The organism is Gryllotalpicola reticulitermitis, assembly GCF_042651345.1.
Taxonomy (GTDB): domain Bacteria; phylum Actinomycetota; class Actinomycetes; order Actinomycetales; family Microbacteriaceae; genus Gryllotalpicola; species Gryllotalpicola reticulitermitis.
Genome location: NZ_JBHSCN010000003.1, coordinates 45,449 through 70,299 on the forward strand (window position 1 = coordinate 45,449; position 24,851 = coordinate 70,299).

Annotated in this window: 24 protein-coding genes and 1 pseudogene; 11 read left to right on the forward strand and 14 right to left on the reverse strand. The window is 69.6% G+C overall.

All coding sequences use genetic code 11. From position 1 onward, the window contains the following. Nucleotides 1–23: 23 nt before the first annotated feature. Entirely contained in the window at nt 24–1,598 is a 1,575-nt protein-coding gene (locus ACFOYW_RS04140; RefSeq protein WP_390227418.1) for a helix-turn-helix transcriptional regulator, read from the forward strand. 88 nt (nt 1,599–1,686) lie between these two features. Beyond that, nucleotides 1,687–2,109 (forward strand): NAD(+)--rifampin ADP-ribosyltransferase, encoded by a 423-nt coding sequence (gene arr, locus ACFOYW_RS04145; protein ID WP_390227419.1) that lies wholly within the window; start codon nt 1,687–1,689, stop codon nt 2,107–2,109. 7 nt (nt 2,110–2,116) lie between these two features. Here arr and ACFOYW_RS04150 read toward each other — a convergent pair whose 3' ends face one another. Continuing rightward, nucleotides 2,117–2,713 carry a TetR/AcrR family transcriptional regulator gene (locus ACFOYW_RS04150; RefSeq protein WP_390227420.1) on the reverse strand — a complete coding sequence of 199 codons (597 nt, stop codon included), beginning with the start codon at nt 2,711–2,713 and terminating at the stop codon, nt 2,117–2,119. 104 nt (nt 2,714–2,817) lie between these two features. Between ACFOYW_RS04150 and ACFOYW_RS04155 the strand changes: the two genes are divergently transcribed. Then, nucleotides 2,818–3,699: an SDR family oxidoreductase gene (locus tag ACFOYW_RS04155; protein WP_390227421.1), complete on the forward strand. Its 882-nt coding sequence runs from the start codon at nt 2,818–2,820 to the stop codon at nt 3,697–3,699. Here ACFOYW_RS04155 and ACFOYW_RS04160 read toward each other — a convergent pair. From ACFOYW_RS04160 to ACFOYW_RS04195, 8 genes are all read right to left on the reverse strand, one after another. After that, on the reverse strand, nt 3,687–4,535 hold the full coding sequence (locus tag ACFOYW_RS04160) for an SDR family NAD(P)-dependent oxidoreductase (protein ID WP_390227422.1): 849 nt from the start codon (nt 4,533–4,535) through the stop codon (nt 3,687–3,689). The genes ACFOYW_RS04155 and ACFOYW_RS04160 overlap by 13 nt on opposite strands. 97 nt (nt 4,536–4,632) lie before the next feature. Continuing rightward, complete coding sequence (locus ACFOYW_RS04165; RefSeq protein ID WP_390227423.1) at nt 4,633–6,105, reverse strand: MFS transporter; 1,473 nt, start codon at nt 6,103–6,105, stop codon at nt 4,633–4,635. Between the two features lie 206 nt (nt 6,106–6,311). Next, nucleotides 6,312–6,797, reverse strand: coding sequence for a YbaK/EbsC family protein (locus ACFOYW_RS04170; protein WP_390227424.1), 486 nt, complete (start codon nt 6,795–6,797; stop codon nt 6,312–6,314). A gap of 99 nt (nt 6,798–6,896) precedes the next feature. Continuing rightward, complete coding sequence (locus ACFOYW_RS04175; RefSeq protein WP_390227425.1) at nt 6,897–7,592, reverse strand: HAD-IA family hydrolase; 696 nt, start codon at nt 7,590–7,592, stop codon at nt 6,897–6,899. Beyond that, on the reverse strand, nt 7,589–8,056 hold the full coding sequence (locus ACFOYW_RS04180) for a nitroreductase/quinone reductase family protein (protein ID WP_390227427.1): 468 nt from the start codon (nt 8,054–8,056) through the stop codon (nt 7,589–7,591). The genes ACFOYW_RS04175 and ACFOYW_RS04180 overlap by 4 nt, the downstream gene beginning before the upstream one ends. 111 nt (nt 8,057–8,167) lie before the next feature. Then, nucleotides 8,168–8,314 carry a hypothetical protein gene (locus ACFOYW_RS04185; protein WP_390227428.1) on the reverse strand — a complete coding sequence of 49 codons (147 nt, stop codon included), beginning with the start codon at nt 8,312–8,314 and terminating at the stop codon, nt 8,168–8,170. 79 nt (nt 8,315–8,393) lie between these two features. Next, on the reverse strand, nt 8,394–10,166 hold the full coding sequence (locus ACFOYW_RS04190) for a DEAD/DEAH box helicase (protein ID WP_390227429.1): 1,773 nt from the start codon (nt 10,164–10,166) through the stop codon (nt 8,394–8,396). Continuing rightward, nucleotides 10,163–10,555: a hypothetical protein gene (locus ACFOYW_RS04195; RefSeq protein WP_390227430.1), complete on the reverse strand. Its 393-nt coding sequence runs from the start codon at nt 10,553–10,555 to the stop codon at nt 10,163–10,165. Before ACFOYW_RS04195 ends, ACFOYW_RS04190 begins: the two co-directional genes overlap by 4 nt. An 82-nt stretch (nt 10,556–10,637) precedes the next feature. On the opposite strand from ACFOYW_RS04195, the gene ACFOYW_RS04200 reads away from it, so the two are divergent. From ACFOYW_RS04200 to ACFOYW_RS04225, 6 genes are all read left to right on the forward strand, one after another. Then, complete coding sequence (locus ACFOYW_RS04200) at nt 10,638–11,663, forward strand: SDR family oxidoreductase (protein WP_390227431.1); 1,026 nt, start codon at nt 10,638–10,640, stop codon at nt 11,661–11,663. A gap of 189 nt (nt 11,664–11,852) precedes the next feature. Next, nucleotides 11,853–12,416, forward strand: a complete 564-nt coding sequence (locus ACFOYW_RS04205; protein WP_390227432.1) for a Dps family protein — start codon at nt 11,853–11,855, stop codon at nt 12,414–12,416. Continuing rightward, the gene (locus ACFOYW_RS04210; protein ID WP_390227434.1) at nt 12,413–13,468 is read left to right on the forward strand and encodes an acyl-CoA dehydrogenase; all 1,056 of its coding nucleotides are present in this window, start codon (nt 12,413–12,415) and stop codon (nt 13,466–13,468) included. Before ACFOYW_RS04205 ends, ACFOYW_RS04210 begins: the two co-directional genes overlap by 4 nt. Next, nucleotides 13,462–14,805, forward strand: a complete 1,344-nt coding sequence (locus ACFOYW_RS04215) for a PIG-L family deacetylase (protein WP_390227435.1) — start codon at nt 13,462–13,464, stop codon at nt 14,803–14,805. The genes ACFOYW_RS04210 and ACFOYW_RS04215 overlap by 7 nt, the downstream gene beginning before the upstream one ends. Next, nucleotides 14,805–15,524 carry a glycosyltransferase gene (locus ACFOYW_RS04220; RefSeq protein WP_390227436.1) on the forward strand — a complete coding sequence of 240 codons (720 nt, stop codon included), beginning with the start codon at nt 14,805–14,807 and terminating at the stop codon, nt 15,522–15,524. The genes ACFOYW_RS04215 and ACFOYW_RS04220 overlap by 1 nt, the downstream gene beginning before the upstream one ends. Before the next feature lie 32 nt (nt 15,525–15,556). Then, nucleotides 15,557–16,150, forward strand: coding sequence for a GtrA family protein (locus ACFOYW_RS04225; protein ID WP_390227437.1), 594 nt, complete (start codon nt 15,557–15,559; stop codon nt 16,148–16,150). On the opposite strand, the gene ACFOYW_RS04230 is transcribed toward ACFOYW_RS04225, so the two are convergent. After that, nucleotides 16,089–16,826 (reverse strand): amidase domain-containing protein, encoded by a 738-nt coding sequence (locus tag ACFOYW_RS04230; RefSeq protein WP_390227438.1) that lies wholly within the window; start codon nt 16,824–16,826, stop codon nt 16,089–16,091. The two genes, ACFOYW_RS04225 and ACFOYW_RS04230, sit on opposite strands and share 62 nt — an antisense overlap. Nucleotides 16,827–16,907: 81 nt before the next feature. On the opposite strand from ACFOYW_RS04230, the gene ACFOYW_RS04235 reads away from it, so the two are divergent. After that, nucleotides 16,908–18,311 carry a glutamate decarboxylase gene (locus ACFOYW_RS04235; protein WP_390227439.1) on the forward strand — a complete coding sequence of 468 codons (1,404 nt, stop codon included), beginning with the start codon at nt 16,908–16,910 and terminating at the stop codon, nt 18,309–18,311. A 62-nt stretch (nt 18,312–18,373) separates the two neighbouring features. On the opposite strand, the gene ACFOYW_RS04240 is transcribed toward ACFOYW_RS04235, so the two are convergent. Beyond that, the gene (locus ACFOYW_RS04240; protein WP_390227440.1) at nt 18,374–18,658 is read right to left on the reverse strand and encodes a hypothetical protein; all 285 of its coding nucleotides are present in this window, start codon (nt 18,656–18,658) and stop codon (nt 18,374–18,376) included. 67 nt (nt 18,659–18,725) lie between these two features. On the opposite strand from ACFOYW_RS04240, the gene malQ reads away from it, so the two are divergent. Continuing rightward, nucleotides 18,726–20,837 carry a 4-alpha-glucanotransferase gene (malQ, locus tag ACFOYW_RS04245; protein ID WP_390227441.1) on the forward strand — a complete coding sequence of 704 codons (2,112 nt, stop codon included), beginning with the start codon at nt 18,726–18,728 and terminating at the stop codon, nt 20,835–20,837. Between the two features lie 182 nt (nt 20,838–21,019). On the opposite strand, the pseudogene ACFOYW_RS04250 reads toward malQ, so the two are convergent. The 3 genes and pseudogenes from ACFOYW_RS04250 to ACFOYW_RS04260 form a co-directional block, all read right to left on the reverse strand. Continuing rightward, nucleotides 21,020–22,276 (reverse strand): annotated as a pseudogene (locus tag ACFOYW_RS04250) (DHA2 family efflux MFS transporter permease subunit); the annotation flags it as partial. A gap of 20 nt (nt 22,277–22,296) precedes the next feature. Next, nucleotides 22,297–24,000, reverse strand: coding sequence for an asparaginase domain-containing protein (locus ACFOYW_RS04255; RefSeq protein ID WP_390227442.1), 1,704 nt, complete (start codon nt 23,998–24,000; stop codon nt 22,297–22,299). Nucleotides 24,001–24,143: 143 nt separating this feature from the next. Then, nucleotides 24,144–24,749 (reverse strand): CGNR zinc finger domain-containing protein, encoded by a 606-nt coding sequence (locus ACFOYW_RS04260; protein ID WP_390227443.1) that lies wholly within the window; start codon nt 24,747–24,749, stop codon nt 24,144–24,146. Nucleotides 24,750–24,851 lie beyond the last annotated feature (102 nt).

Sequence of the window (24,851 nt, forward strand, 5' to 3'; positions counted from 1 at the left end):
GCACTGGGCGGGCAGGAGGACTCGTGGCTGCACAGAACGGGACGGGCGCCGACGCAGCGCTCGCCGAGGCCGTAGCGTGCAGGGCGCCCGAGCGCGTCGCCGAGATCCTGATGCACAACATGTGGCACTTCTACAACGGGGATTTCGCCGCGGCTCAGGCGGCGATCGCGTCGCTGCCCGGCCCGCTGCTGGACCGCTTTCCCGTGCTGCGGCTCGCGCATCCGATCGGGGTCGTCGAGGCACGCACCGATCGCCCCTTCGCCTCAGCGGACTTCGATGATCTGCTGGCCGCCTCCGACCCGGCGGCCGCGGGGCTGCTCATCATGGCCCAGGTCACGGCGACTCGGGTCAGCGGCGACGTGGCGGGTGCGCTCAGCGCGGCACGGCGGCTCCGCGCGTGGATTCAGCAGAACGATTTCGCCGCGATGTCGCGCGACGACGGGCCGCTCTGGCTGTTCCATCACCAGATCGCTTCGACGTTCCTCCTTGCCGGTGACACGGTGGAAGCTCTGCGCCAGTTCGGGATCGCGCGCCAGATCGGGATCGCGTCGGGGTCCCAGAACGCGGCGCGCAGCGCGACCGGTCGCATCGCGATCGTCCAGGCGATCCGCGGAGCACTGACGGAGGCCGAGTTGGCCCTGCACGAGGCGGCGGCACAGCCCGCACCGAGCGGAGCATATGCCAGCTCCTCGTACGGCAGCGAACGCGCCGCCGCCGCGCTGATCAGTGTGGAGCGACTCGCGGACGACGTGGATGAGCGGATAGCCGGCCTCGCCACCTTCGACAACTCCGAGACGGTGTGGCCGCTTGAGGTGCTCGCCAAAGCGAGACTGGCCATCGCCCGGCACGAACCCGCCGAGGCGATCGAGCAATCGAGCATCGCGGCAGCGACGCATCCGATACAGGCGGGAGCGTTCTCGGCGGACGTCATCGACTCGACAACGATCACCGCGCTTCTCGCGCTCGGCGACCTCGCTGCCGCTGACCGCGCGATCCAATCCGCGCGGTCCCGCGGCCCCATGACGCGGCTCGCTGCGGTCGAGGCGGCCATTCATCACGGCGACTACATGCAGGCTCGAGAAGACCTGCGCTACATCAGCACGCGCGCGGCCCTCCCGCTGATCCAGCGCGCCGAAGTGGACATGCTCACGGCACGGGTCGAAGCTCTCAAGACCGGCCAGATCCCGTCCCGACTCGCTGAGCAGATCGCCGACGCCGTCGCCCGTCGGGGCTATCGCCGTCTGGCCACCACGCTGCCGGCGCCTCTCATCCCGTTGATCCGCGGCCATCTGGCTCCGGCATCGGCGCACGACTTCGACAGCGCGACAGCCGGTCTGCGGTTCGCAAGCTCCGGCAACGGACTTTCGCGGGCGCTCACCGACGGGGAGCGTCGGGTGCTCGACGCCCTGACAGCGCATGAGACGGTCGCCGACATCGCGCGCGCTCTGCACGTCTCGCCGAACACGATCAAGACCCAGCTCAGATCGCTGTACCGCAAGATGGGCGTGAGCAGCCGCGCCGACGCGATCGCGGCCAGCGGCCGGGTGAAACCGACGGATGCCGCGGCGCGCGCGCCCGGTCGCCTCGGCGACTGGTAGCCGGCCCGGTGCCGCGCGTCTCGGGGCGATTCAGCCGTCGCTGGGCTCGGACACTGCCTGTGCCGTCGTGCTCGGTTACTGTCGTGTGGTGAGTGCGACGCTGGATGATGGTCCGTTCTTCCATGGCAGCATTGCGGACCTTCGAGTCGGTGAGCTCCTGACCGCGGGGCGGCGGTCGAACTACCGCCCCGAGGTCGTCATGAACCACATCTACTTCACGGCATTGCCCGACGGGGCGGGGCTGGCCGCCGAGATCGCCGCAGAGCTCGCTGGGGGAGATGCGACGCCGCGGGTGTATCTCGTCGAACCGGTCGGCGAGTTCGAAGACGACCCGAACGTGACCGACAAGAAGTTTCCCGGCAACCCCACCCGGTCGTACCGCAGCCGCGACCCCCTCCGCGTCCTCGGCGAGGTCACCGAGTGGACCCGTCAGACGCCGGAGTCGCTTCGCGCCTGGAAGGAGCGGATCACAGCACTTCGCTCCGATGAGCGGGGACAGATCATCAACTGACCACGCGTCACCGCGGCAGGGCTGGCACGTCCCCGAGGCGGCCGGCGCGCTCTCGGATCGCCTTGAAAGCTGTCGTCGCGTAGCGCGAGAATGGCGCGCCGTCGGCCGCCGCGTCGACCCATTCGCGCAGTCCGACGCTGAATGCCATGATCAGCATCTCGGCCGCGAGACGGGCGGTGAGGTCCTCGATTCCGCGCTCGGTGAGCGCTTCGGTCACGGCCGCGTTTGTCCGGGCTATTTTCAGCAGCCCGCGCTCACGTACCTCGGGGTTCTCGTCGGCGATTCTGCGCCGCAGCACCACCATGGGGCGCTCCGTCGTCGTGAGCCTCTGGTCCGCAGCCTCCAACGCTGTCGTCACGCAGGCCGGAACGTCGGCATCCGGTGCCGCAGCTCGGATCGCCTGCGAGAACAGCGGGGCGAGCTCGTCCTCTCGGCCGAAGAGGATCTCGCGTTTGTCGGCGAAGTGCCGGAAGAAGGTCGCCCGGTTCAGCCCGGCGTGCTCCGCGATCTGCGCCACCGTCGTCGCCTCGTATCCCTGCGTGGAGAACAGCTCGCGCGCGGCATCCTCAAGTCGCCCCCGCGCGTCCGGCGCCCATCTGCTCATCGTCACACGATAAACGACGCGACTCCGTCGCACTCGCTTGACGCGACTGTGTCGCATCACTTACGTTTGATGCAACGCAGTCGCATCATCGTGGGGAGCATCACATGCGTATTTTCGTCACCGGCGCGTCCGGGTGGATCGGGTCCTCCGTCGTTCCAGAACTCATCACCGCGGGCCATGACGTGGTCGGGCTCGCCCGGTCGGACACCGCGGCCGCTGCCATCGAGAGCGCGGGCGCCGAGGCGAGGCGCGGCAGCCTCGAGGACCTCGATGTGCTGCGGCGCGCCGCGCACGAGAGCGATGGCGTCATCCACCTCGCCTACGCCCACGAGCTCGGCCAGATCGGCGGCGCACCGGCGGACGCCGCCGCAATCGATGTCTTCACCAGCGCGCTGGAGGGCACGGACAAGCCGCTGCTCGTCACCGGCGCGACGATCACTGTGCCGGGGCGCCCGGCCACCGAGCGGGACGAACTCGTGGCGGAAGGCCCTATCGCGGCGCGGATCCGGAACATGCAGACGGTCCTTGCGGCTGCCGATCGCGGAGTTCGAGCGGCCCTCGTCATGATCCCGCGATCCGTGCACGGGGAAGGTGAGCATCACGGGTTCATCCCACAGCTCATCTCGCGCGCGAGGGCGAGCGGCGTGTCGGCCTATGTCGGCGACGGCATGAATCGTTGGCCGGCTGTGCACGTGAAGGACGCGGCGAGCCTGTACCGGATCGCTGTCGAGCGGGCTCCCGGCGGCTCGGTGCTGCACGCGGTGGGGGACGAGGGCGTTGCGTTCCGTGACATCGCCGAAGTGATCGGACGCGGTGTCGGAGTGCCCGTGCAGTCACGCTCAGCCGACGAGTTCGGGATGCCTCTTGGAGCCCTTCTCGCCACTGACATGCCCGCCTCGAGCACGCTGACCCAGGAACTCCTCGGGTGGGCGCCGACGCACGTCAGCCTCCTCGACGACATCGAAGCGGGCCACTACTTCGTCTGAGCCGCGGAGTCGGTCGAGCTCGACAGCTCGTGCCATTGCGCGGCGCTGTCCTGCAGTTGGGCCGCGCGCCCCTGGAAGGATGCGAGCGCGTCGCTGCCCGCTGCCCAGCGGACGGGCGGCTGCTCGAGGGATGCGAGTGTCAGGATCGCGGCGGCGAACTTCTGCGGGTCGCCCGGCTGGTCGTGATTTCGGCCGCTGACGAAATCGCGACGCTCAGCATCAAGTGAACGGTAGTCATCGATGCGCAAGTCCGTCATTCCGAGCGAGCTCGGGTCGAGGAAGTCGGTGCTGAACTGGCCGGGGTGCACTGAGGTTACGCGGATGCCGAAGGAGCCCAGTTCCTTGCTGAGCGCTTCGGACCAGCCGGCGACGGCGAACTTGGTCGCGCAGTACACCGACCACCAATCGGTTCCGACGACTCCGAGCAGCGACGAGATGTTGAGGATGTGGCCGGATCGTTGGGCGCGCATCGCGGGAAGCACCGCGCGTGTCACGTTGAACGTGCCGAATACGTTCGTCTGGAACTGCCGGTCGATGAGCTGCGGCGTGAGCTCCTCGAATGCACCGGCCTGACCGTAGCCGGCATTGTTCACGAGCACATCGATCCGACCGAAGCGCTCGAGTCCGGCCTGAGCGGCGTCTGCGGCGGAGACGCTGTCGGTGACATCCAATCGCACGGCAAGCAGGTGATCCTCGTGCCCCGGCAGTGCCGCCTCGATCTGCTCCGGGTTTCGGGCTGTCGCGATCACCTGATCGCCGGCCTCGAGGGCCGCCCGCGCGATCTCGTGGCCGAAGCCCCGTCCCGCACCCGTGATAAGCCACGTCTTCGCTGTCATCTTGTCCTCTTCTCGCAACGCACCCCTTCGCGGGTGCGTTATCAACAGTGCGGGGAAGGCAGCGGAAGTCTGTGGGACAGTTTGTCCTACCCAGACGTCACCGGGGCGCCACGGCCGGCCGGGCGCCGCGCGCCACGCCCCACCCGACGAGCAGGGCCGACAGCACGGTCAACGCGAGGCCGGCATAGGTGACACCGTTACGGAACTCGATCGTCTGGTGCGCCGTCCAGTCGCCGGCAGTGATGGTCCCGCTGAACATCAGCGCGAGGATCGTGCCGGCGATGGCGACGCCGACGCCGGTCGTGACTTCGCTGGCGGTGTCGACGAGGGCGGCTCCGACGGTCGTGCGGTCGGCGGGCAGCCCGCGCATCACGTTGGTCCCTGCGGCCACGCCGACGACGCGCATTCCGGCCGCGACGAGGGCGAGTGCGAGTGCGATCCAGACGTAACCGAACTCGCTGAGGGCCGTGTAGACGGCGAGGCCGCTGACGACGGCAATGGCGCTGAGCCATGCGGCGGTGGTGAGTCCGAGCCTCGTGATGAGCGGACTCACGAGCGACCCTCCCGCGAGCAGGACGACGACCTGAGGCAGCATGCCGAGTGCCGCTTCCACGGGAGTCCACCCGAGATCGAACTGCAGGTGCAGGGTGACGAGATAGCTGAGTCCGGCCGTCGCCAGGCCCGTGGCGGCCTTCAGTGCCAGACCGCTCGATACGAGTGGCCGGGCGATGAGCGGCAGGTCGAGCAGCGGATGCCTGGCGCTCCGCTCTCGCAGGACGAAGCCCGCACCCGCCGCAACCGCCGCCGCGGCGGCGATCCATGGCAGTGCAGCAGGCGCATCGGCATCGACGAAGAGGGTCGGGGAGAGCAGCGCGAGCACGATGGCGGCGGTGCCGAGGAAGGCGCCCGCGAGGTCGATCGGGTCGCGGTGCAGCCCGGCGCGATCGTCGGCCGGCACACCCATGCGGATGCCGATGAACGCCAGTGCGGCGATCGGCACGTTGATGAGCAGCAGCGTCTGCCACGGAGCGAACGAGAGCACGAATCCGCCGACGGTCGGGCCGATCGCGAGCCCCACGACCCCGACCGTGGAAATGAGCGTCATCGCGCGCACGCGCAGCTGATCGCCGGGAAAGAGCCGGAACGCGAGCGCGTTGGAGCCCGGCGTGGTCATCGCGGCGGCAGTGCCCATGAGCGCGCGCACCGCGATCAGTTCCCACACGTTCTGGACGAGCAGCGTCGCGAGGCTCGCGATGCCGAGGAACACGAGCCCCACGAGCATGACTCTGCGCCGCCCCACCCGGTCGGCCAGCGCCGCGAAAGCGAGCATGAGGCCGCCGAACAGCACCGAGTACGCACCGCTGACCCACTGCAGCGAGATCGTGGAGGCGGAGAGATCGCGGCCGATCGTCGGCAGCGCGACGTTCAGTATCGAGTTGTCGAGCATCTCGAACAGGAACACGGCCGACAGCCCGGCGAGCGCAGGCCACGCCTCGCTCAGGGTCTGGGGCGAATCGGATGCTCCGAGCAGGGCGCGTGAGCCCGGGCGCGGGCGAATACGGGATTGCATGGCCACTCCTTCGACGTGAAGAAGTGGCGGATCACTTGATGCCGCGTGTACTCGCGCCTACGACCCGGACCGGGCCGCCGAGGGCGTTTCTACTCCGATGCAGCAATTCTACCTCTGCCCCGATTTCAACCTCCGGCGCGAACATCAGATGGTGGGTTTTCGCGACCTTGGGCTGGCAGCTGCCGATCAGCGCACGGGGAATCTGACTACACGGCCGTTTCGGTGTCCTGCGACAGGTCTACCCAGCCGGCGGCGCCGGTCAGCGACTCGAGCTCGGTGATGTCGACGCCGATCGCAGAGCTGCGGCTGCCGGCCGCCGGGTACACGCGAGCGAAACGACGCAACGATTCGTCGAGCCAGACCGCGGTGCCCTCGGGCACCCCGAACGGGCATACTCCGCCCACGGGGTGGCTGGTCAGTGGTTCGACATCATCGGCCGCCAGGAAGCGCGGCTTGTGCCCGAATCGGCGCTTGAACTTTCCGCTCGAGAGCTTCGCGTCGCCTGCGACGACGATCAGGACCGCGGAGCCGCCGTCGGCCGAGTAGACCGACAGGGTCTTCGCGATCTCCTCCGGCGGAACGCCGATCGCCGCGGCGGCCTCGTCGACGGTCGCGCTCGAGGTCGCGAATTCGAGGATGTCGCCGTCTCGGCCGAACGCTTTCAAGTGCTGTCTGACGCTCTCAAGAGACATGTGTTCAACGCTACGAGACGCGCCCGGCGGTCGTGCGCAATTCGAGCACTGGAACGGCGATCGCGCGCCTCACGCATGCGGATGCCGGCACCGATCAGGTCACAGGCGCAGGCGCACGGTCCCGTCGGCGTCGAGGCCGACGCTGATCGCGCTGAAGTCGCGAACCCGGTCGAGCGGGCGGGTGGCTTCGGAATGCACATCGCCGACGACGATCGTCTGCGCGCCTGAGGCGAGTGCGGCACGGATGCCTGCGTCCGCGTCCTCGAAGACGATGCACCGGTCGGCGGTCACCCCGAGGGCCGAGGCGGCGAGCAGATAACCCGCCGGGTCCGGCTTGCCCGCTGTGACGTCTTCGGCGCAGACGAGCACGTCGGGCACGTCGATGCCGGCTGCCCGCAGTCGGAGCACCGCGAGATCTCGGGGCGCCGAGGTCACGACCGCGACGCGGGCACCTCGGAGCGCACGCACGAGTGCCGCGGCCCCGTGCACTTCGATGATTCCCTCGGTGTGCACGAGTTCCCACTCGTGCAGGTCGGCCGCGGCTTCATCGGGATCGGCGCCCTCGGGGGCGAACGCGCACGCGGTATCCAGGGTCTGGCGGCCATGCGAATAGGCGAGGATCGTTTCGACATTCAGGCCGAACCGGTCAGCGAAGCGGCCCCAGGCGGCCTCGACGATCGCGGTGGAGTCGACGAGCGTGCCATCCATGTCGAAGAGCACGGCGTCTGCCACGTATTCGCCGCGGCCGCCGGCGACGCGTCCGGGCGCCTCGCCGCGCGGGACCGCCTCCGTCAACTCCGCCCGCCGCGCGGCGCGACACGGAAGACGGGGAAGCTTGAGGCGACCGCCGCGATCTCGGCGTCGCTCGACTTCACGCTGAGGCCTTCAAAGAAGGCCCCGACCTCCCACGCCCACGCCTTCAGGTAGGCGCGGATGATCGGGATCTTGTGCTCGTCGGGCACCTCGACCACGTCGATCGCTTGCCGTCCGCCCCTCGTGATCAACGCGGCCTGCCCCGAGACGCGGACGTTGCGGACCCACTCCGTCACACCGCGCGGCGAAAGCAAGTACTGCTCTCCGTTCAGAGGCAGCGGATTGACGGGCGTGGTTCGGGGCTCGCCGGACTTGCGGCCGGTCACTTCGAGGATCACGGCGCCCTTGAGCGGGAGGCCGCGCCGCACCAGCCAGCCCATGAAGGGGTTGAACACGCGATTCGTGAACGCGCCGGGGCGGACGTAACGCGTCGACTGCTCAGCCACGGTGAGCCCCGAACCAGACGATCATGCTCCCGTAGTACCACGGCCCGGTGTGCCGCCGGGAGAGGCAACGCGACGATCCGGCGTGCCGCCGGGAGTGCCGGGCGCCGTCAGTCAGGCCTGGTCGCCCGAATCGTCGGGCGCGCCGCCCGAGGCCGTGTCGGCTTCCTCGGAGTTCGCCTCACCGCTCGGCACGCCCTGAGTGTTCTGCTTCGTCTCGTCGTTGCTCGAGGTGTTGTCGTCGTGCTGCTTGTCGGTCATGATCGTGCGGTACCCGCGATCAGGCATCCGCTCACGCCCGACCCCACCGCATGACTCGCGCCGCCGCCGCAGCCGCCGCTCAGCTGTGACGCGGCGCGCGCGCCTTGCGCCCGCGATCGGGCTTCAGCTCGATCAGCTGGCCGCTGATGCGCGTGCCCCCGAGCCGGTTGAGCGTGTCGCTGCCGAGCTCAGCCGGCAACTCGACGATCGAGAAGTCGGGGAAGATCTTGATGGCACCGAAGTCGTCGCGGCTCAGGCCGCCTTCGTTGGCGAGCGCGCCGACGATCTGGCGCGGCTCGACGTGCTGGCGGCGGCCGACCTCGATGCGGTAGGGCGCCAGGGGGCCGCTGCGGGAGCGCTCGCCGCGCGCACTGCGGCCGCCGGCACCGCCCCGGTCACGCTCGCCTGCGCCGCCGCGCTCCCGCCGGTCGCCCGCCCCGCCGCGGTCGCCGCGACGGTCCTCGCGCTCGCGCGGCAACGCCAGCACGTCGTCAGCGGAGAGCAGGAGCGGCTCGTCGCCCTGAGCGACGAGGGCCAGGGCGGCCGCGACGTCGACCTCGGGCACGTCGTGATGCTCGACGTAGTGCGCGACGATGTCGCGGAAGTCGGAGAGGCGGTCCTGCTGCTCGAGCGCCGCCGTGATGGCGTCGTCGAAGCGGGTGAGGCGCGTCGAGTTGATGTCTTCGACGGTGGGCAGCTGCATCTGCGTGACGGGCTGGCGCGTCGCCTTCTCGATGGCGGAGAGCATCCGTCGCTCGCGCGGGGTGACGAAGCTGATCGCCGCGCCGCTGCGGCCGGCGCGGCCCGTGCGGCCGATGCGGTGCACGTACGACTCGGTGTCGATCGGCAGGTCGTAGTTGACCACGTGGCTGATGCGCTCGACGTCGAGGCCGCGGGCAGCGACATCGGTCGCCACCAGGATGTCGAGCTTCCCCGACTTGAGCTGCTCGACAGTGCGCTCGCGCTGGGCCTGCTGCACGTCGCCGTTGATCGCCGCCGCCGTGTAGCCGCGAGCGCGCAGCTTCTCGGCAAGGGTCTCGGTCTCGTTCTTCGTGCGGACGAACACGATCATGCCCTCGAAGTTCTCGACCTCGAGAATGCGAGTGAGCGCGTCGACCTTCTGCGGGTAGGACACGACGAGGTACCGCTGCGTGGTGTTGGCCGAGGTCGTGGTCTTGGTCTTGACCGTGATCTCTTGCGGGTCGCGCAGGTACTGCTTCGAGATGCGGCGGATGCTTGCCGGCATGGTCGCCGAGAACAGGGCGACCTGCTTCTCGTCGGGCGTCTCGGCGAGGATCGTCTCGACATCTTCGGCGAAGCCCATCTTGAGCATCTCGTCGGCCTCGTCGAGCACGAGGTACTTGAGCTCGGACAGGTCGAGGGTGCCCTTGTCGAGGTGGTCCATGATGCGACCGGGGGTGCCGACGACGACGTGCACGCCCCGGCGCAGCGCCGACAGCTGCACGCCGTAGCCCTGGCCGCCGTAGACGGGCAGCACGTGGACGCCGCGCAGATGCGACGCGTAGCTCTCGAATGCCTCGCAGACCTGCAGGGCGAGCTCGCGTGTGGGGGAGAGCACGAGGGCCTGGGGATTCTTCTGCGAGACGTCGAGGCGGGAGAGCACCGGCAGTGCGAACGCGGCCGTCTTGCCCGTGCCGGTCTGCGCGAGGCCGACGACATCGCGCCCTTCCAGCAGCAGCGGGATCGTCGCCGCCTGAATCGCCGACGGGGTCTCGTAGCCGACGTCTTTCAGCCCCTTGAGCACGGCGTCGCTGAGCCCGAGGTCGCCGAACGTCAGTGTCGCTTCCCGGGTCTCGTGGGCCTCGGTCTGCGGTTCTTCCTCACCAGTCACCCCCTAAAGGTAGCTTTCCCTGAGCGAAAGCGTCTCCGCGGGCGGCGGGCGCGGGCGAGAACCGGCACGGGTTCGTCCTGCAGCGTCCAGAATTCGGCGGCGGCGAAGGCGGCTGCAAGAGCCGCCTGGGTGACGGCGGGGCGACGCAGCCGCTTCGAGGTGAGCGCCACGCCGAGCATGGAGACGGCGTGGAGCCCGTCGACGAGGAATCCGACCACGCGCAGTTCGGGCGCGGCGAGAGTGACCGCTGCCTGCACGACATGGCGCGCGCCGGCGATGCGCAGGCCGCGGCGGGCGATCGGCCGTCGTTCCGGCTGGAAGAGGTTGACGAGGCCCGTCATGGTGCGGGCGAGTTCGAGGGATGTGGGCTCGATGCGAACGCGGCTCATGGGAACTCCTTGCGGTGGGGACTGACTTAGGTGGTTTCCGTCGTCGCCGAAGTTCATTCGGCAACCAGAAGAGGAGAACGAGTTGGCTGCTGCATACGGTTCGAAGGGTGTCGCCGTCGTGACGGGCGGCTCGGCGGGTCTCGGCCGCGCCATTGTGGTCGAACTCGCGAGGCGCGGGTGGGACGTCGCGGTTCTGGCGCGCGGCGAGGACGGCCTGGCGGGTGCGGTGGCCGAGGTGACGGCACTCGGCAGACGAGGGATGTCTGTTCCCACCGACGTGAGCGACCATCGGGCCGTGGAAGCCGCGGCCGACCGCGTCGAGGAGGAGCTCGGCCCGATCGAGCTGTGGGTGAACGACGCGATGACCGGTGTCTTCGGCGAGTTCCTCACTACCGATCCCGACGATTTCGAGCGTGCCACGCGGGTTGACTACCTGGGCTTCGTCAACGGCACCCGCGCGGCGCTGCGCCGCATGGTCCCGCGGGATCGCGGGCACGTGATCCAGGTCGGCTCGGCGCTCGCCCACCGGGGCATCCCGCTGCAGGCCGCGTATTGTGCCTCCAAACACGCGATCAAGGGCTTCACCGAGTCGGTCCTGACGGAGCTCCTTCACAACCACAGCCGGGTTCTGCTCTCCGAGGTCGACATGCCCGCCCTCAACACCATCCAGTTCAACTGGGTCAAGAGCGCGCTGCAGCATCACCCGCAGCCGGTACCGCCCATCTACCAGCCCGAGGTCGGCGCGCGCGCCGTGGCGCACGTCGCCGAGCATCCGCGCCGCCGCACCTGGGTCGGCGAGATGACCGTTGTGACGATCGTCGGGAACCGGCTGTCGACGCGCGTCGCGGACTGGTACCTGGCGAAGACCGGCTATTCGGGTCAGCAGGCCGCCGACAAGCACGAACGGATGCTTCCCGCAAACCTCTACGAGCCCGTCCCTGGCGACCACGGGGCGCACGGCATCTTCGACGACAGGGCGCACGGGACATCGCCTCAGACGTGGGCGATCACGCACCGTGCCACGGCCGCCGCGATCGGGCTGGGACTCGGCGCCGCGGCGATCACCCTGCTCGGCGCGGGAGCCGGAGCGGTGCGCGGGCGGCGATGAGACCGGTCGTCGCGTCGTGTCCCGTCCGGCCGTGGCTGGCCGGGGCGCCCGGCGGCCCGCATGCCGGACTTTCCGACGCCGAATCAAGGGGGTGTCGGCCCTCGTTCCGACAGGGAATGCTGAAGAGGGTTCACGGGGTACTGCGAAACGCGCGGGAAGAACGTGGACAGACCAACGAAGGGAAAGCAGATGGCTACCGCTACGTCGTCGAAGAGCACGGAGTCGAAGGCAAGCAGCACGCGAGCCGCGTCGAGCGTAGGCCCGCACAGTGTGCGTGAGGAGAACGCCGAGAAGGGCTTTCAGGCGTCCGCCCAGCTGATCGGTGACCTGCAGCGCGTTCTGATCGACCTGATCGAGTTGCACCTGCAGGGCAAGCAGGCGCACTGGAACGTGGTGGGGAAGAACTTCCGCGACCTGCACCTGCAGCTCGATGAGATCATCGACGCCGCCCGTGAGTTCAGCGACGATGTCGCCGAGCGCCTGCGGGCCCTGCATGCCTCGCCGGACGGCCGCACTGCGACCGTCGTCAAGGAGACGTCGCTGCCGCCGTACCCGAACGGCGAGATCGACACGGCCGAGACCGTCGACCTCATCACCGCCCGCCTCGACGCCGCCGTCGCCACGGTCCGCGAGGTGCACGACGAAGTCGATGATGAGGACCCGACCAGCGCCGACCTGCTGCACGCGATCATCGCGGGGCTCGAGAAGTTCTCGTGGATGGTCAGCGCCGAGAACCGGACCCCGTCGGCGTGAGCGCTGGCGTTCTCGAGTCCGGCGAGGGCCTGTCGCGCGATGCGCAGCAGGCCCTCGCCCGGCTCTCGGCGGTGCGCGGCGCAGTACGGCCTGCGCTTGAGTGGGCGACGGATGTCGGGCGCTGGGCCCCTGCGCCGGGAACCGGCAGCTCGCTGCAGCTGTGGGAGTTCTTCGTGGAGGCGGCGGCGATCGACGTCGCCGCGGCGCGCGTGATGGAGCCTCATCTCGACGCGCTCGCGATCCTGAGTCAGCTGCCCGCGCCGCTCGACCTCGGTGCGATCGGCGCAGACGCCGACAGCACGTGGGGGGTCTTCGCCGCAGAGGGGAAGGGCTTCGCCCTCGACGCGACCGAGGACGCCGCAGAGAACTGGTGGCTGAACGGAACCAAGCCATGGTGCTCGCTCGCGGGTGAGCTCACCCACGCTCTTGTCACGGCATCCGTGCCCGGCGGCGACCGGCGCCTCTTCGCCGTCGCCCTGCGGGATCCGGGCGTGACCGCCGAGGCGGGCCCCTGGGCGCCGCGCGGCCTCACCCAGGTGGTCAGCGCGCCCGTGCGGTTCGAGGGGGTGCGCGCCGTTCCGGTCGGCGGTGCCGGCTGGTACCTCGCGCGGCCCGGGTTCTTCTGGGGCGGCATCGGAGTGGCCGCGTGCTGGCTCGGGGGCGCCATCGGTGTCGCGCGCGCCTTGATCCGCGCTGCCCGCACCCGTGAGCCCGACCAGCTCGGGCTTGCGCACCTCGGGGCGGTCGACGGCGCGCTGTCCTCGGCGCGGGCGGCGCTCACGACCGCCGCAGAGCTGATCGACCGTCGCGGCCAGGGCACCGAGCCCGACTGGGCGGTGCTGATGCTGCGCACCCGGAACACCGTGGCGTCCGCCGTCGAGCTGGTGCTCGAGCGGGTCGGGCACGCACTCGGCCCCGCGCCCCTCGCGCTCGACGCGGATCATGCGGCCCGCGTGGCCGACCTTCAGCTCTACGTTCGCCAGCATCACGCCGAGCGGGACGAGGCGGCGCTCGGCCGCGCCATCCTCGAGTCAGGGGCTCAGCCGTGGTGACCTTCACCCATCTCGACGACAGCACCTCGGAAGAGGCGTGGCTCGCCGCGCCCGGCTGGGCGGCACTGCCCGAGCTGGAACTCCCCGGCGCGGGGCGCTTGCTTGTTGTCGCAGCGCACCCCGACGACGAGAGTCTCGGTGCCGGGGCGCTGATTGCGCTCGCCGGGCGGCGCGGGTGGTCGATCGACGTCGTGATCGCGACCGACGGCGAGGGCTCGCACCCGCAGTCGCCGACGCACACTCCCGAGCAGCTGCGCGCCCGGCGCCGGGTCGAGGTGCGCGACGCGGTTGCGGCGCTGGCGCCGACGGCACGTTTGCACACGCTGGGGCTCCCCGATGCAGGTCTGGCCGGGGCACGACGCGAGCTGCGAGCACGCCTCGAGGAGATCATCGCCGGCGGCGTGCCCCCGATCCTGGTCACTCCGTGGTGCGCCGACGGCCATGGCGACCACGACGCGGCCGGGGCACTCGGTCACGAGCTCGCCCGCGAGCACGGCCTGCGCCTCATCGAATACCCGATCTGGCTGTGGCACTGGGCGACGCCAGAGTCGCCCGAGGTTCCGTGGTCGCGGTTCAGCGCCCTGCACGCTGACGACGCCCTGCTCGCCCAGAAGCAGGCGGCGATGGACGCGTACCCGAGCCAGACGCAGCCGCTCTCGGAGGCGCCGGGAGACGAAGTGATGCTCGGCCCGGCGATTCAGCAGCACTTCCAACGCAGAGAAGAGGTCTACGTGGAGCACAGCGGCCCGATGTCGGCGGAGTTCTTCGAGGACTTCTACGACGGCAACACGGACCCTTGGGGGTTCGAGACCCGCTGGTACGAAGAGCGCAAGCGCGCGATCACTCTTGCCGCGTTGCCGCGTCTCGCGTTCCGCAGCACGCTCGAGGTCGGGTGCGCGACAGGCATCCTCACCGCCGCGCTCGCGGCCCGCACCGACAGCCTGCTCGCCATCGACATCGCCGAGACGCCGCTCGAGCGGGCCCGCCAGCGCGTGACCGAGCCGAACGTCACGTTCGGCCGGTACGCGACGCCGCGCGCGTGGCCGCCCGGTGAATTCGACCTGATCGTGCTGTCGGAGGTCGGCTACTACTGGGGGGACGAGCTGAATGCGGGCATCGAGCGGATGCTTTCCGCACTCGCTCCCGACGGGGCGCTGCTCGCCTGCCACTGGCGTCATGCGGTCGCCGAGTACCCGCTCTCGGGCGACGAGGTGCACGAGGCGTTGCGGGCACGATCCGAGCTGGTGCGCACTGTGCTGCATGACGAGAAGGACTTCCTGCTGGAGGTGTTCACGCGCACGGGCACCTCCGTCGCCGAGGACACGGGTCTGGCGTGATGCGGAGCTCCCGCTCCGCGGTCATCGAGGCGGTCGCCGTCGTCGTTCCGGTGCGCGATGAGGAGGATCGCCTCGATCGCAGTCTCGCCGCGATCGTCCGCGCGTTGGGCGCGCTGCCGGGCACCATCGAGTCCCACGTCGTCATCGCGTTGGACGGGTGCACGGACGGTTCGGCGCGGATCGCGGCGCGCTGGCCCGTCGGGGTCCTGACGCTGGACTCCGTCGGGGTCGGGCGGGCGCGGGCAAGCGGCGTTGATGCGGCACTGGGGGTGCTCGGCCGCGCGCGGAGCGAGCGTGTGTGGCTTGCGAACACGGACGGCGACTCCGAGGTGCCCGAGAACTGGCTCACCGCGCAGCTGGAGTTCGCGGACGACGGCTGGGACGTCGTGCTCGGAACCGTCGCGCCCGATGAGAGAGACCTTCCCGCGCAGCTGCGGGGCACGCCGCTCGCACACGCAGCGACGAGCGGCGCACCCGTGTACGGCGCGAACATCGGTGTGCGAGCCAGCCGCTACCTGGCCGTCGGCGGCTTCCCGGCGGTGCGGGAGCACGAGGACGCGCGTCTCGTCGAGGCGTTGCGCAGCGACGGTGCGCGGGTGACGAGCGCCTACGACATCCCGGTGCTGACCTCAGGGCGACCGATCGGACGGTCGCCGGGCGGGTACGCCGGATTCCTGCGGGATGCTGCCCAGCGGGCGTCTTTGCCAATTCTTAGCTGAAACTCATAGCGGAGTGGCGCACCATTGTTGATATGCCGCACAAGCCGTCGAAGCTCATGCAGCTGGTTGGCGACGCCGTGCGCTTCGGCATGGTCGGCGGCGTCTGCTACGTGCTCGACGTTGCACTGTTCAACGTGCTGCGGGTCTCGCCCGCCGGATTCTTCAGCGAGCCGCTCGTCGCCAAGACGCTCGGCGTGGCACTCGCGACGGTCGCCGCGTGGCTCGGCACGCGGTACTGGACGTTCCGGCGCAACCTCCGTGCCGACGCCGGCCGTGAGTTCGTCGAGTTCGTGCTGGTCGCGGGCGCCGGGTATGCGGCGAACCTGATCATCCTGTTCGTCTCCCACTACGTGCTCGGCTTCCGCTCACTGCTCGCCGACAACATCTCGGGCAACCTCATCGGCGCTGCGGTAGGCGCCGTGGTGCGCTTCCTGCTGTACCGCGCCTGGGTCTACCACCCGGATCGAGCGCGCGCTGTCGGCGAGGGGACTGCCGCTGAAGGCGCTGGCGGGGAGACATCCGATAGCGCAGACGCTGCCGGCGACCGAACCGCCAACGACGGCGCTAGTTCGTATCCCGAGTCAGATGCCACACGAGGAACTTCGCCCCGGGGTGCTCAACGGTGATCTCGTGGTCGAGGTCGCGGTAGTCGAAGTCGTCGTTGTGGCTCGCCATCTCGACCGAGATGTGGCCGTTCGTCGTCGTGATGCGGTCGATCACCTGCACGTGGTCAGGCCCTGAGTCGTAGCTGCCGTCGGCGTTCTTCCACCAGAACATCACCACATCGCCGACGGCGTACTTCGTGCGGTCGTCCATGCCGAGCTGCTGGAGCCCGAGAGCCGCCTGGTTCGCCTGGAAGTAGTCGAGCATCGCCGGCACGTACGCCCACGCCGGGCTCATCGCGCCCTGTCCGTGGTTGTACCAGGTCGCATTCATCTTCCAGCCGCGCTGGATCAGCGTCTGGCTCACGAAGTTCGCGCAGTCGCCGCCGTTCGGGTTGTCGTTGCCGTAGACCGAGGAGTTGTAGTTCTTCCAGTACGTGAGGGCGTATGTCACCTGGCGCTGCTGGGCTGCCGAGACCGGCGCCGAGGTTGTGGTCGGGGTCGGTGTCGGCGTCGCGGTTGGCGGGGTGGTTGACGGGTTGGGCGACGTCGGAGCGGAAGTCGACGCAGCGGCGGATGCCACAGGTGCCGCGTGTGCCAGCGGCTTCGCCGAACCGGAGCACCCCGCGAGCACGGCCACGCCGAGCGGCACGAGCAGGGCGGCGGCAGCGCGGGCGCCGCGGGATCGGGACCTGGTCACGCAGGGAACTTTACGTGCCCCGCCGGGGGAAAACACTGGGACGCGCGCGAGACGGCCGCCCGGGCGGCCTAGGCTGACCGCGTGTCTGAACGACCTTCTTCGAACCGCCGGGGCCTGCGCGGCGACAGCGTCGATCTGAATCCGCTCTTCGCACGGCCGGGGGAGTCCGCCGAGGTGCCGCTGTTCAGCCTTCCTGACGACGAGATGCTGCCGGAGACGGCGTATCAGATCGTCCACGACGAGGCGATGCTCGACGGCAACGCGCGCCTCAATCTCGCGACGTTCGTCGGCACCTGGATGGAGCCCGAGGCGAACCGGCTGTACGCCGAGACCGTCGACAAGAACATGATCGACAAGGACGAGTACCCGCAGACCGCCGCGATCGAAGAGCGGTGCTGGCGGATGCTCGCCGAGCTGTGGCACGAACCTGACCCGGCACACGCGATCGGCACCTCGACCATCGGGTCGTCGGAGGCGTGCATGCTCGCCGGCCTCGCCTTCAAGCGGCGCTGGCAGCAGGCGCGACGCGCGGCGGGGAAGTCGACCGAGAAGCCGAACCTCGTGATGAGCTCCGCCGTGCAGGTGTGCTGGGAGAAGTTCTGCAATTACTTCGAGGTCGAGGCGCGCTACGTGCCGGTCACGAACGAGCACCGCGTTCTCGACGGGCACCGGCTCGAGGACTACGTCGATGAGAACACGATCGGCGTGGTCGCCATCATGGGAGTGACCTACACCGGCGCCTACGAGCCGGTCGCGCAGATCGCGGCCGCGCTTGACGCGATCGAGGCGAGCACCGGGCTCGACGTGCGGATCCACGTCGACGGCGCATCCGGCGGCATGATCGCCCCGTTCCTGCAGCCCGAGCTGGAGTGGGATTTCCGGCTGCCTCGCGTCTCGTCGATCAACACGTCGGCTCACAAGTACGGGCTCGTGTACCCGGGGCTCGGCTGGGTGCTGTGGCGCACCGCGGCCGAATTGCCCGAGGAACTGGTGTTCCGGGTCAGCTACCTCGGCGGTGACATGCCGACCTTCGCGTTGAACTTCTCGCGGCCCGGCGCCCAAGTGCTGTTGCAGTACTACACGTTCCTCAGGCTCGGGCGCGCCGGCTACACCGCCGTGCAGTCCGCGACGCGCGACGTGGCGATGTACCTTTCCGGCGAGATCGCCAAGATGGGCCCGTTCGAGCTGTGGAGCGACGGCAGCGACATTCCCGTCTTCGCCTGGGCGCTGCGCCCCGATCCGGAGCGCAAGTGGGACCTCGATGACCTTTCCGACCGCTTGCGCGCGCACGGATGGCTCGTGCCGGCCTACCCGATGCCCGCCGATCTCGACACCGTGACGGTCCAGCGCATCGTCGTGCGCAACGGGCTCGGGCGCAACCTCGCGAGGGATCTGCTCGCAGACATCCGCAAGGCGGTCGACTATCTCGACAGTCTCGATGCGCCGCCGCCCGCGCCCGTCGCCAAGGCGGGGTTCCACCACTAAGTGGCGGAGCTTCCACCGCTATGCGGCCGAGCTTCCACCACTAAGTGGCGGAAGGGCCCGGGCTAGCGGGAGAACGCGAGCATGGCGACGAGCCCCAGAATGTACAGCGTCACGAGCCCCGCACCCGCCCAGAGGACGATGCGCAGCTGACGCCGCTTCTGATCCGTGCGCTTCTCGCCCCAGAGCTCGGCGCTCAGGTGCACCCGCCTGGCCTCGTCGACGAGCTCTTGCGTTCCGGGCAGGCTCATGTCGAGGGTGCCCCGGGCGAGCTGCTGCTCGATCTGCAGCGCCTCGTCGAGGGTCATCGGCGTGCGGCGCACGCGCCTGTGCTCGGAATTGCTCTTCATGACGTGGCTTACGCTACGTGCCCGCAAGACCTGTCGCACGGACGGCTCCCGCTGACATGATTCTGGTGTGACGGACCCGGTGCTCGCGCAGCTTGCCGCCGCCTACGGCGTGGCGACCGAATACACGAACTGGCAGGGCAAGCACGTCGACGTGCCCGACGCGACGCTGAGCGCGATCCTCAGCGCGATGGGGGCGGATGCATCGGACCCGGCCGCTGCGATCGAAGACCGCCGACTCGCCCCGTGGCGTCGCATGCTGCCGCCGGTGCGCGTGGTCATCGCGGGGCACAGTGCCCGCATCGACGTTCACGTGCCCGACGGCGCGCCCCTCGAGGCGTGGGTGGAGCTGGAGACCGGCGGCCCCGCGCGCCGGCTCACACAGGTCGACAACTGGAATCCTGCGCAGGAGATCGACGGAGAGCTCGTCGGCGAGGCATCCGTCGAGATCCCCGCCGATCTGCCCCTCGGCTATCACCTCGTGCGCGCCAGCTCGGGTGACCGCGACGCCGACATGCGGCTCGTCGTCACGCCCGCGCAGCTCGAACTGCCCGGCCATCTGCGCGAGACGCCGGGGTGGGGCTTCGCGGTGCAGCTCTACTCGGTGCAGTCGGAAGGGTCGTGGGCGGTCGGTGACCTGAGCGATCTCGCCGATCTCGCCGTCTGGTCCGCCACGGAGCACGGCGCGGACTTCGTGCTCGCGAACCCCATGCACGCCGTCGCGCCGACCGAGCCGATGACACCCTCGCCGTATCTGCCGACCACCCGGCGGTTCACGAATCCGATGTACCTGCGGCCCGAGCGCGTGCCGGAGTTCATCCGCCTCAAGCGCCGCGTGCGCAAGGAGATCGACCAGTGGCACGAGGAGCTCGCCGACGAGGTCGCGGCCGTCGACTCGGTCGAGCGCGACGCGGGGTGGCGCGCCAAGCGCGCCGCGCTCGAGAAGATCTACGCCGTACCGCGGACGCCGGCGCGCAAGGCGTCGTACCGGTGGTTCCAGCGTACCAACGGGCGCAGCCTCGACGATTTCGCGCGCTGGTGCGCGCTCGCCGAGGTGCACGGGCCCGACTGGCGTGAGTGGCCTGCGGAGCTGCGAGACCCGCGCTCGCTCGAGGTCGCCCATTTCGCGCGGGCGAACCGGCGTCGAGTCGACTTCCATCGCTGGCTGCAGTGGCTCGCGAGCGAGCAGCTTGACGAGGCGCAGGCAGCGGCGCGGCGGCATGGCATGGCGCTGGGGGTGCTGAACGACCTCGCGGTGGGTGTGGATCCGGGCGGCGTCGACGCCTGGCGCCTGCAGAGCGTGTACGCGCGCGGCGTCACGGTCGGTGCGCCGCCGGACGCCTACAGCCAGACCGGGCAGAACTGGTCCCAGCCGCCGTGGAACCCCGACGCGCTCGCCGACGCCGCCTACGAGCCGTTCCGCGAGATCGTCGCCGGCGTGCTCGCGCACTCGGGCGGCGTGCGGATCGATCACGTGGCCGGCCTGTTCCGGCTGTGGTGGGTGCCGGCGGGCGGGTCAGCTGCCGACGGCACGTACGTGCGCTACGACCATGAGGCGCTCGTCGGCATCCTGTGCCTCGAGGCCGTGCGAGCGGGTGCGGTGATCGTCGGTGAGGACGTCGGCGTGGTGCAGCAGTCGACGCGGGACTATCTGGCGAGCAGGGGAGTGCTCGGCACCTCGATCCTGTGGTTCGAGCGTGATTACAGCGGCGACGGCGCCCCGCTCCCGGCCGAGGCGTGGCGCACGGGGTGCCTCGGCTCGGTGACGACGCATGACCTGCCGCCGACCCTGAGCTACCTCGCGGGCGATCACGTGGAGCTGCGCGAGCGCCTCGGACTGCTCACCCGCCCCGTCTCCGAAGAACTCGCGGCCGCGCGCGCTGAGCGACAGTCGTGGCTCGACGTGCTCCGTTCCCGCGGCATGCTGGGCGCCGTCGCGTCGGACGACGACATCGTCGACGCGCTGCACCGCTTCCTCGCGCAGACCCCGGCGCGGCTGCGCTGCGTGTCGCTGCCCGATGCCACGGGCGACCGGCGCACCCAGAATCAGCCGGGTTCGGTCGACGAGTATCCCAACTGGCGGGTGCCGCTGACGGATGCGTCGGGCGCCCGCGTCTCGCTCGAGGACGTGTTCTCGTCCGACCACGTCGCCCGAGTCATCGAGGCCGCTCGCGGCGCGTGAGTCTCGTCGTCGAGCAGGTGTGCGATCTGCTCGCGGCTGCGTCGACCGACAGCGGATGTCGAAAGCCACGCCAGGAAGAAGATGACGGCCATCAGGCCGAGCATCGCCCACCACATCCGGTGCGTGTGCTGCGTGAACGCGGAGGTCACCTCCGACTTCGCGCCGATGCCCGTGAGGGTGCCCGCCAGTGCGACGCCGAGGGAGGTTCCGACCTGGCGGGCGGTCGACGTGATGCCTGCCGCCGACCCCGATTGGGAACGCGGCATGCCCGACACCGCGGTCGTCGTGATCGGTGCGTTGAGCAGACCCTGGCCGACGCCGTAGATGAGGAAGACGGCGAGGACGACGAGGACGGGGGTCACGGGTGACAGGCCGGTGAGGATCAGGGCGGCGCCGCCGAGCGCGGTGGAGCTCAGCATCAATGGCAGGCGGGTGCCGCGAGACCCCACCAGGCGGCCCGAGACGTTCGACATGATCACCTGCGCGACGGCCATCGGCAGGGTGTGCAGGCCCGCCTGGAACGCGCTCAGGCCCCGCACGTCCTGCAGGTAGAGCGTGATGAGGAACAGGAACGCGCCGTTGGACGCGTAGCCCGCGAGAGCCGTGAGCACAGCCGACGAGAAGGGAATGCTGCGGAAGAACCGCAGGTCGATCAACGGTTCCGTGCGGCGGGTCTCCCACACGATGAAGCCGACGAGTGAGGCCACGAACAGCGCGAACAGCCCGATGGTGATCGGGTTCGTCCAACCGAGCCCCGGTCCCTCGATGAGAGCGGCGACGAGACCCGCGAGGATCCCGACGATGAGGAACTGGCCGAGCGGGTCGAAGCGGCGCCTGCGCCCCGAGCGCGACTCGGGCACAAACAGGAACGTGAGGACGATCGCGGCGATGCCGATGGGGATGTTGATCCAGAAGATGCCTCGCCACCCGACCGAGTCGGTCAGCGCCCCGCCGACGAGCGGCCCGATCGCCATCGAGACGCCGACGACCGCCGACCACACGCCGACCGCACGGGCGCGCTCGCGAGGGTCGCCGAACGTGGACGTGATGATCGACATCGCGACCGGGTTCAACATGGAGCCGCCGAGCGCCTGCAGAATGCGGAATGCCACCAGCCAGCCCACCCCGGGTGCCACACTGCAGAGCAGTGAGCCGAGGGTGAAGATCGCGAGGCCGAGCTGGAAGGTGCTGCGCCGCCCGATGCGGTCGGCCGTCGAGCCGGACAGGATCAGGAAGCTCGCGAGAACCAGGGTGTACGCGTCGATGGTCCACTGCAGCCCGGACACGGAAGACCCGAAGTCCCGGCGAATCGAAGGCAGCGCCACGTTGACGGCCATCGAGTCCATCGAGACGACGAGCAGGCTCATGCAGCAGATGCCGAGAATCAGGTAGCGGTGGGTATAGCGCGGGTGGAGCGCGCCGACTGATGTGGAAGTCATCTCGCTGTCGATTCTGGGCGTCAATGGGTAAGGAACAGCTCCTGGTAGCGGCGCACGGCCGCGATCGTCGCAGCACGCTCGTCGGCGGTCGGGTTCGCCGGGTCGGCGGCGATCGGCAGCGAGCCGAGCTTCATGAGGCTCGCCATCAGCAGCAGTCGCGCCTTGATCGACGTGAGGTTGGAGCCGGCGATCGTGAACGGCGTCGGGTCGGCGAAACCCTCCGGCGCGCCGCGGCCCACACGGGCGACGGGGATGCCGCTGAACACGGCGCGCTGCAGCAGGGCCTCCGACGCCTTGGAGGGGAGCCGGCCATAGGGTACGAGGCCCTCGATGACGATGCCCGCGAGGCGGCCGAGCCCGAGCTTCTGCTCGATGGTCGCGGTGAGGATCGGCAGGTCGTCGGGCCCGACCCCGTAGTCCTCGTCGAAGTAACCGCCCTCTTTGACGATCGACACCGAGGGGATCGCGTCCTCGGTGATCTTCCCGTCGAAGTCCTTGATCGCCACCTCGACCAGTTCGATGCCGTTCGGGGTGCGCGTCGCGGCTGACACGGCCGCCGGCAGCTTCGACGTGTTGACCTCGGACAGGTAGGTGTGCTTGTAGGCGGGCAGGTACGTCAGCGAGACGGCGCCGGCATGGCTGGTCTGGCCGATGATGCCGCCGTGGCCGCCCGTGGCGCGGTAGTTGCCGGGGCGCGCATCGCTCTTGTAGACCTCGCGCGCCGCGAAGTACTGCTGCTCTTCGATGACGACGACGCCGCAGCGGTTGCGGCCGTCCGCGTCCTCCCACTTCCGCGACTGGATGAACGCGATCGAGTCGACGATGTTCTTGGGCCCGTCGTTGCTGATCATGCCCTGCGGGCGCTGTGCAGCATTGCCGCAGATCGGGTGCGTCGTGTCGATCAGCAGGCTGAACCAATACGCGGTCTCCTCGACCTGGGGGCTGCCCTGAGTCCAGATGAAGCCGTCGTAGTCGCCGCTGTCGGCGATCGCCTGCACGTCGTTCGTGATCTTCGCGAGCGCCGGGCGTGCCGGCACGGTCGACAGGTGCACCGGCTTGTAGCCGTTGAAGTGCACACCGCGCGCCTCGGGCGCGATGTCGCCCTCGCCGACGTCGGTGCGCTCCTGGGCTGAGAGCCCCTTGGTGTACCCGGCCGGCGGTGCGACGCGGTAGAAGTCGACGTCGGCACGCGAGGAGATCGGGCTGGCGGTGCCGCCCTCCTCGATTCCGAGCCGGTCGATCTCCTCGAAGCTGCGCGAGCCGTCGGGGAAGAACCCCTGGCGGGCGGCGCTGGCCGGCCCGAGTGCGACCGCCATCTCCTCCTCCCACGCCGATCCGTCGGCCTGTACCGCCATGTACGGCAGCGGGTACAGGCCGTCTTCCGGTGCGAGCTCGATGGCATAGACCGGCTTGTCGGCCTCAGACGCCGGTGCCGCGCGAAATACGCCATCGGCGCCGACATAGCCGTCGGGCTCCCCGTACAGCTCCGCCGCGTCCTTCTCGAGCGGGTGAGCCGAGAACTGCTCGACGTACACCGTGGCCGGAGCCGCGAGGCGCTGTGCGCGAAGCGCGTCGAACTTCAGCGGGGCGCCCGCGTCGTCGGTGAGCGCGGGCAGGCCGTGCTTCTCGCGCGCCTTGTTCGACGTGACGAGCGGCGGAGTGTTCTGGATGGTCGCCGTGGGGCCGCTCAGATGGGCGATTCGGACGCGCTTCGACTCGGACACGCTGTGCTCCTTCTGCTGGGAGGGGGGTGAGCACCACGGTGGTCGCAGGGGGTTTCACCGGAATCTCGGCAGGGTTGCCCCCGCGTAACTTGTGTCAGCGGCTTAGACAGTTACAGAGCGGATGCCTGGCGCGAGGCATCCGCTCACCTCGACTGCGCGATCGCCTGCCGCAGCCGATACGCGCGCACCTTGTCCCGGTTCTGGCAGCGCGGGGTGCAGAACCGCCGGGTGCCGCTGCGGGTGTCGTCGAAGAAGACACGGTCGCACCGCTCGGCCTGGCACCGCGAGATGTATTGGGTCGCACCGGATGAGATCCACGAGGCGAGGGCGGCGCAGCATCCGATCTGCCAGCCCTCGACGGCGGTCACCGCGTGGTCTTGGTAGTGCAGGGACCACGGCGGCTCGCTGGAGAGGTGCAGGCGGGCCGGGTACTCGGAGAGCAGCTCGTTGATCTTCGGCACGGCGGTGGGCAGGTCGCGACGTGCGAGGTCGAGGAAGACGCCATGCAGGCGGGTCGCGAGAACCGCGAGCCGCTCGACCTCGGTCGGAACGAACTGGACCTGTTTCTGGTAGAAGCGGTCGCACAGCTCGTTGGCGATCGCCACGGCCTCGTCGGGGTCGTCGGGCGGCGCGTACCGCACGCCGTTCGAGAACCCGGGGGCGAGCTGGTTGCTCAGAGCGATCGCCGCCATCACGAGATGATCGCGATGCGACCCGCTCGGCCTCGTCATCATGCCCTTCAGCACCATGGGCACACCTTAGCCGTGATGTAACTGTCTAAGGCCCATGAACAAGTTACCGGTGGGCAATCGAGCCGAGATTCGGGTGAAACGGCTCACCGCGACGGTAGT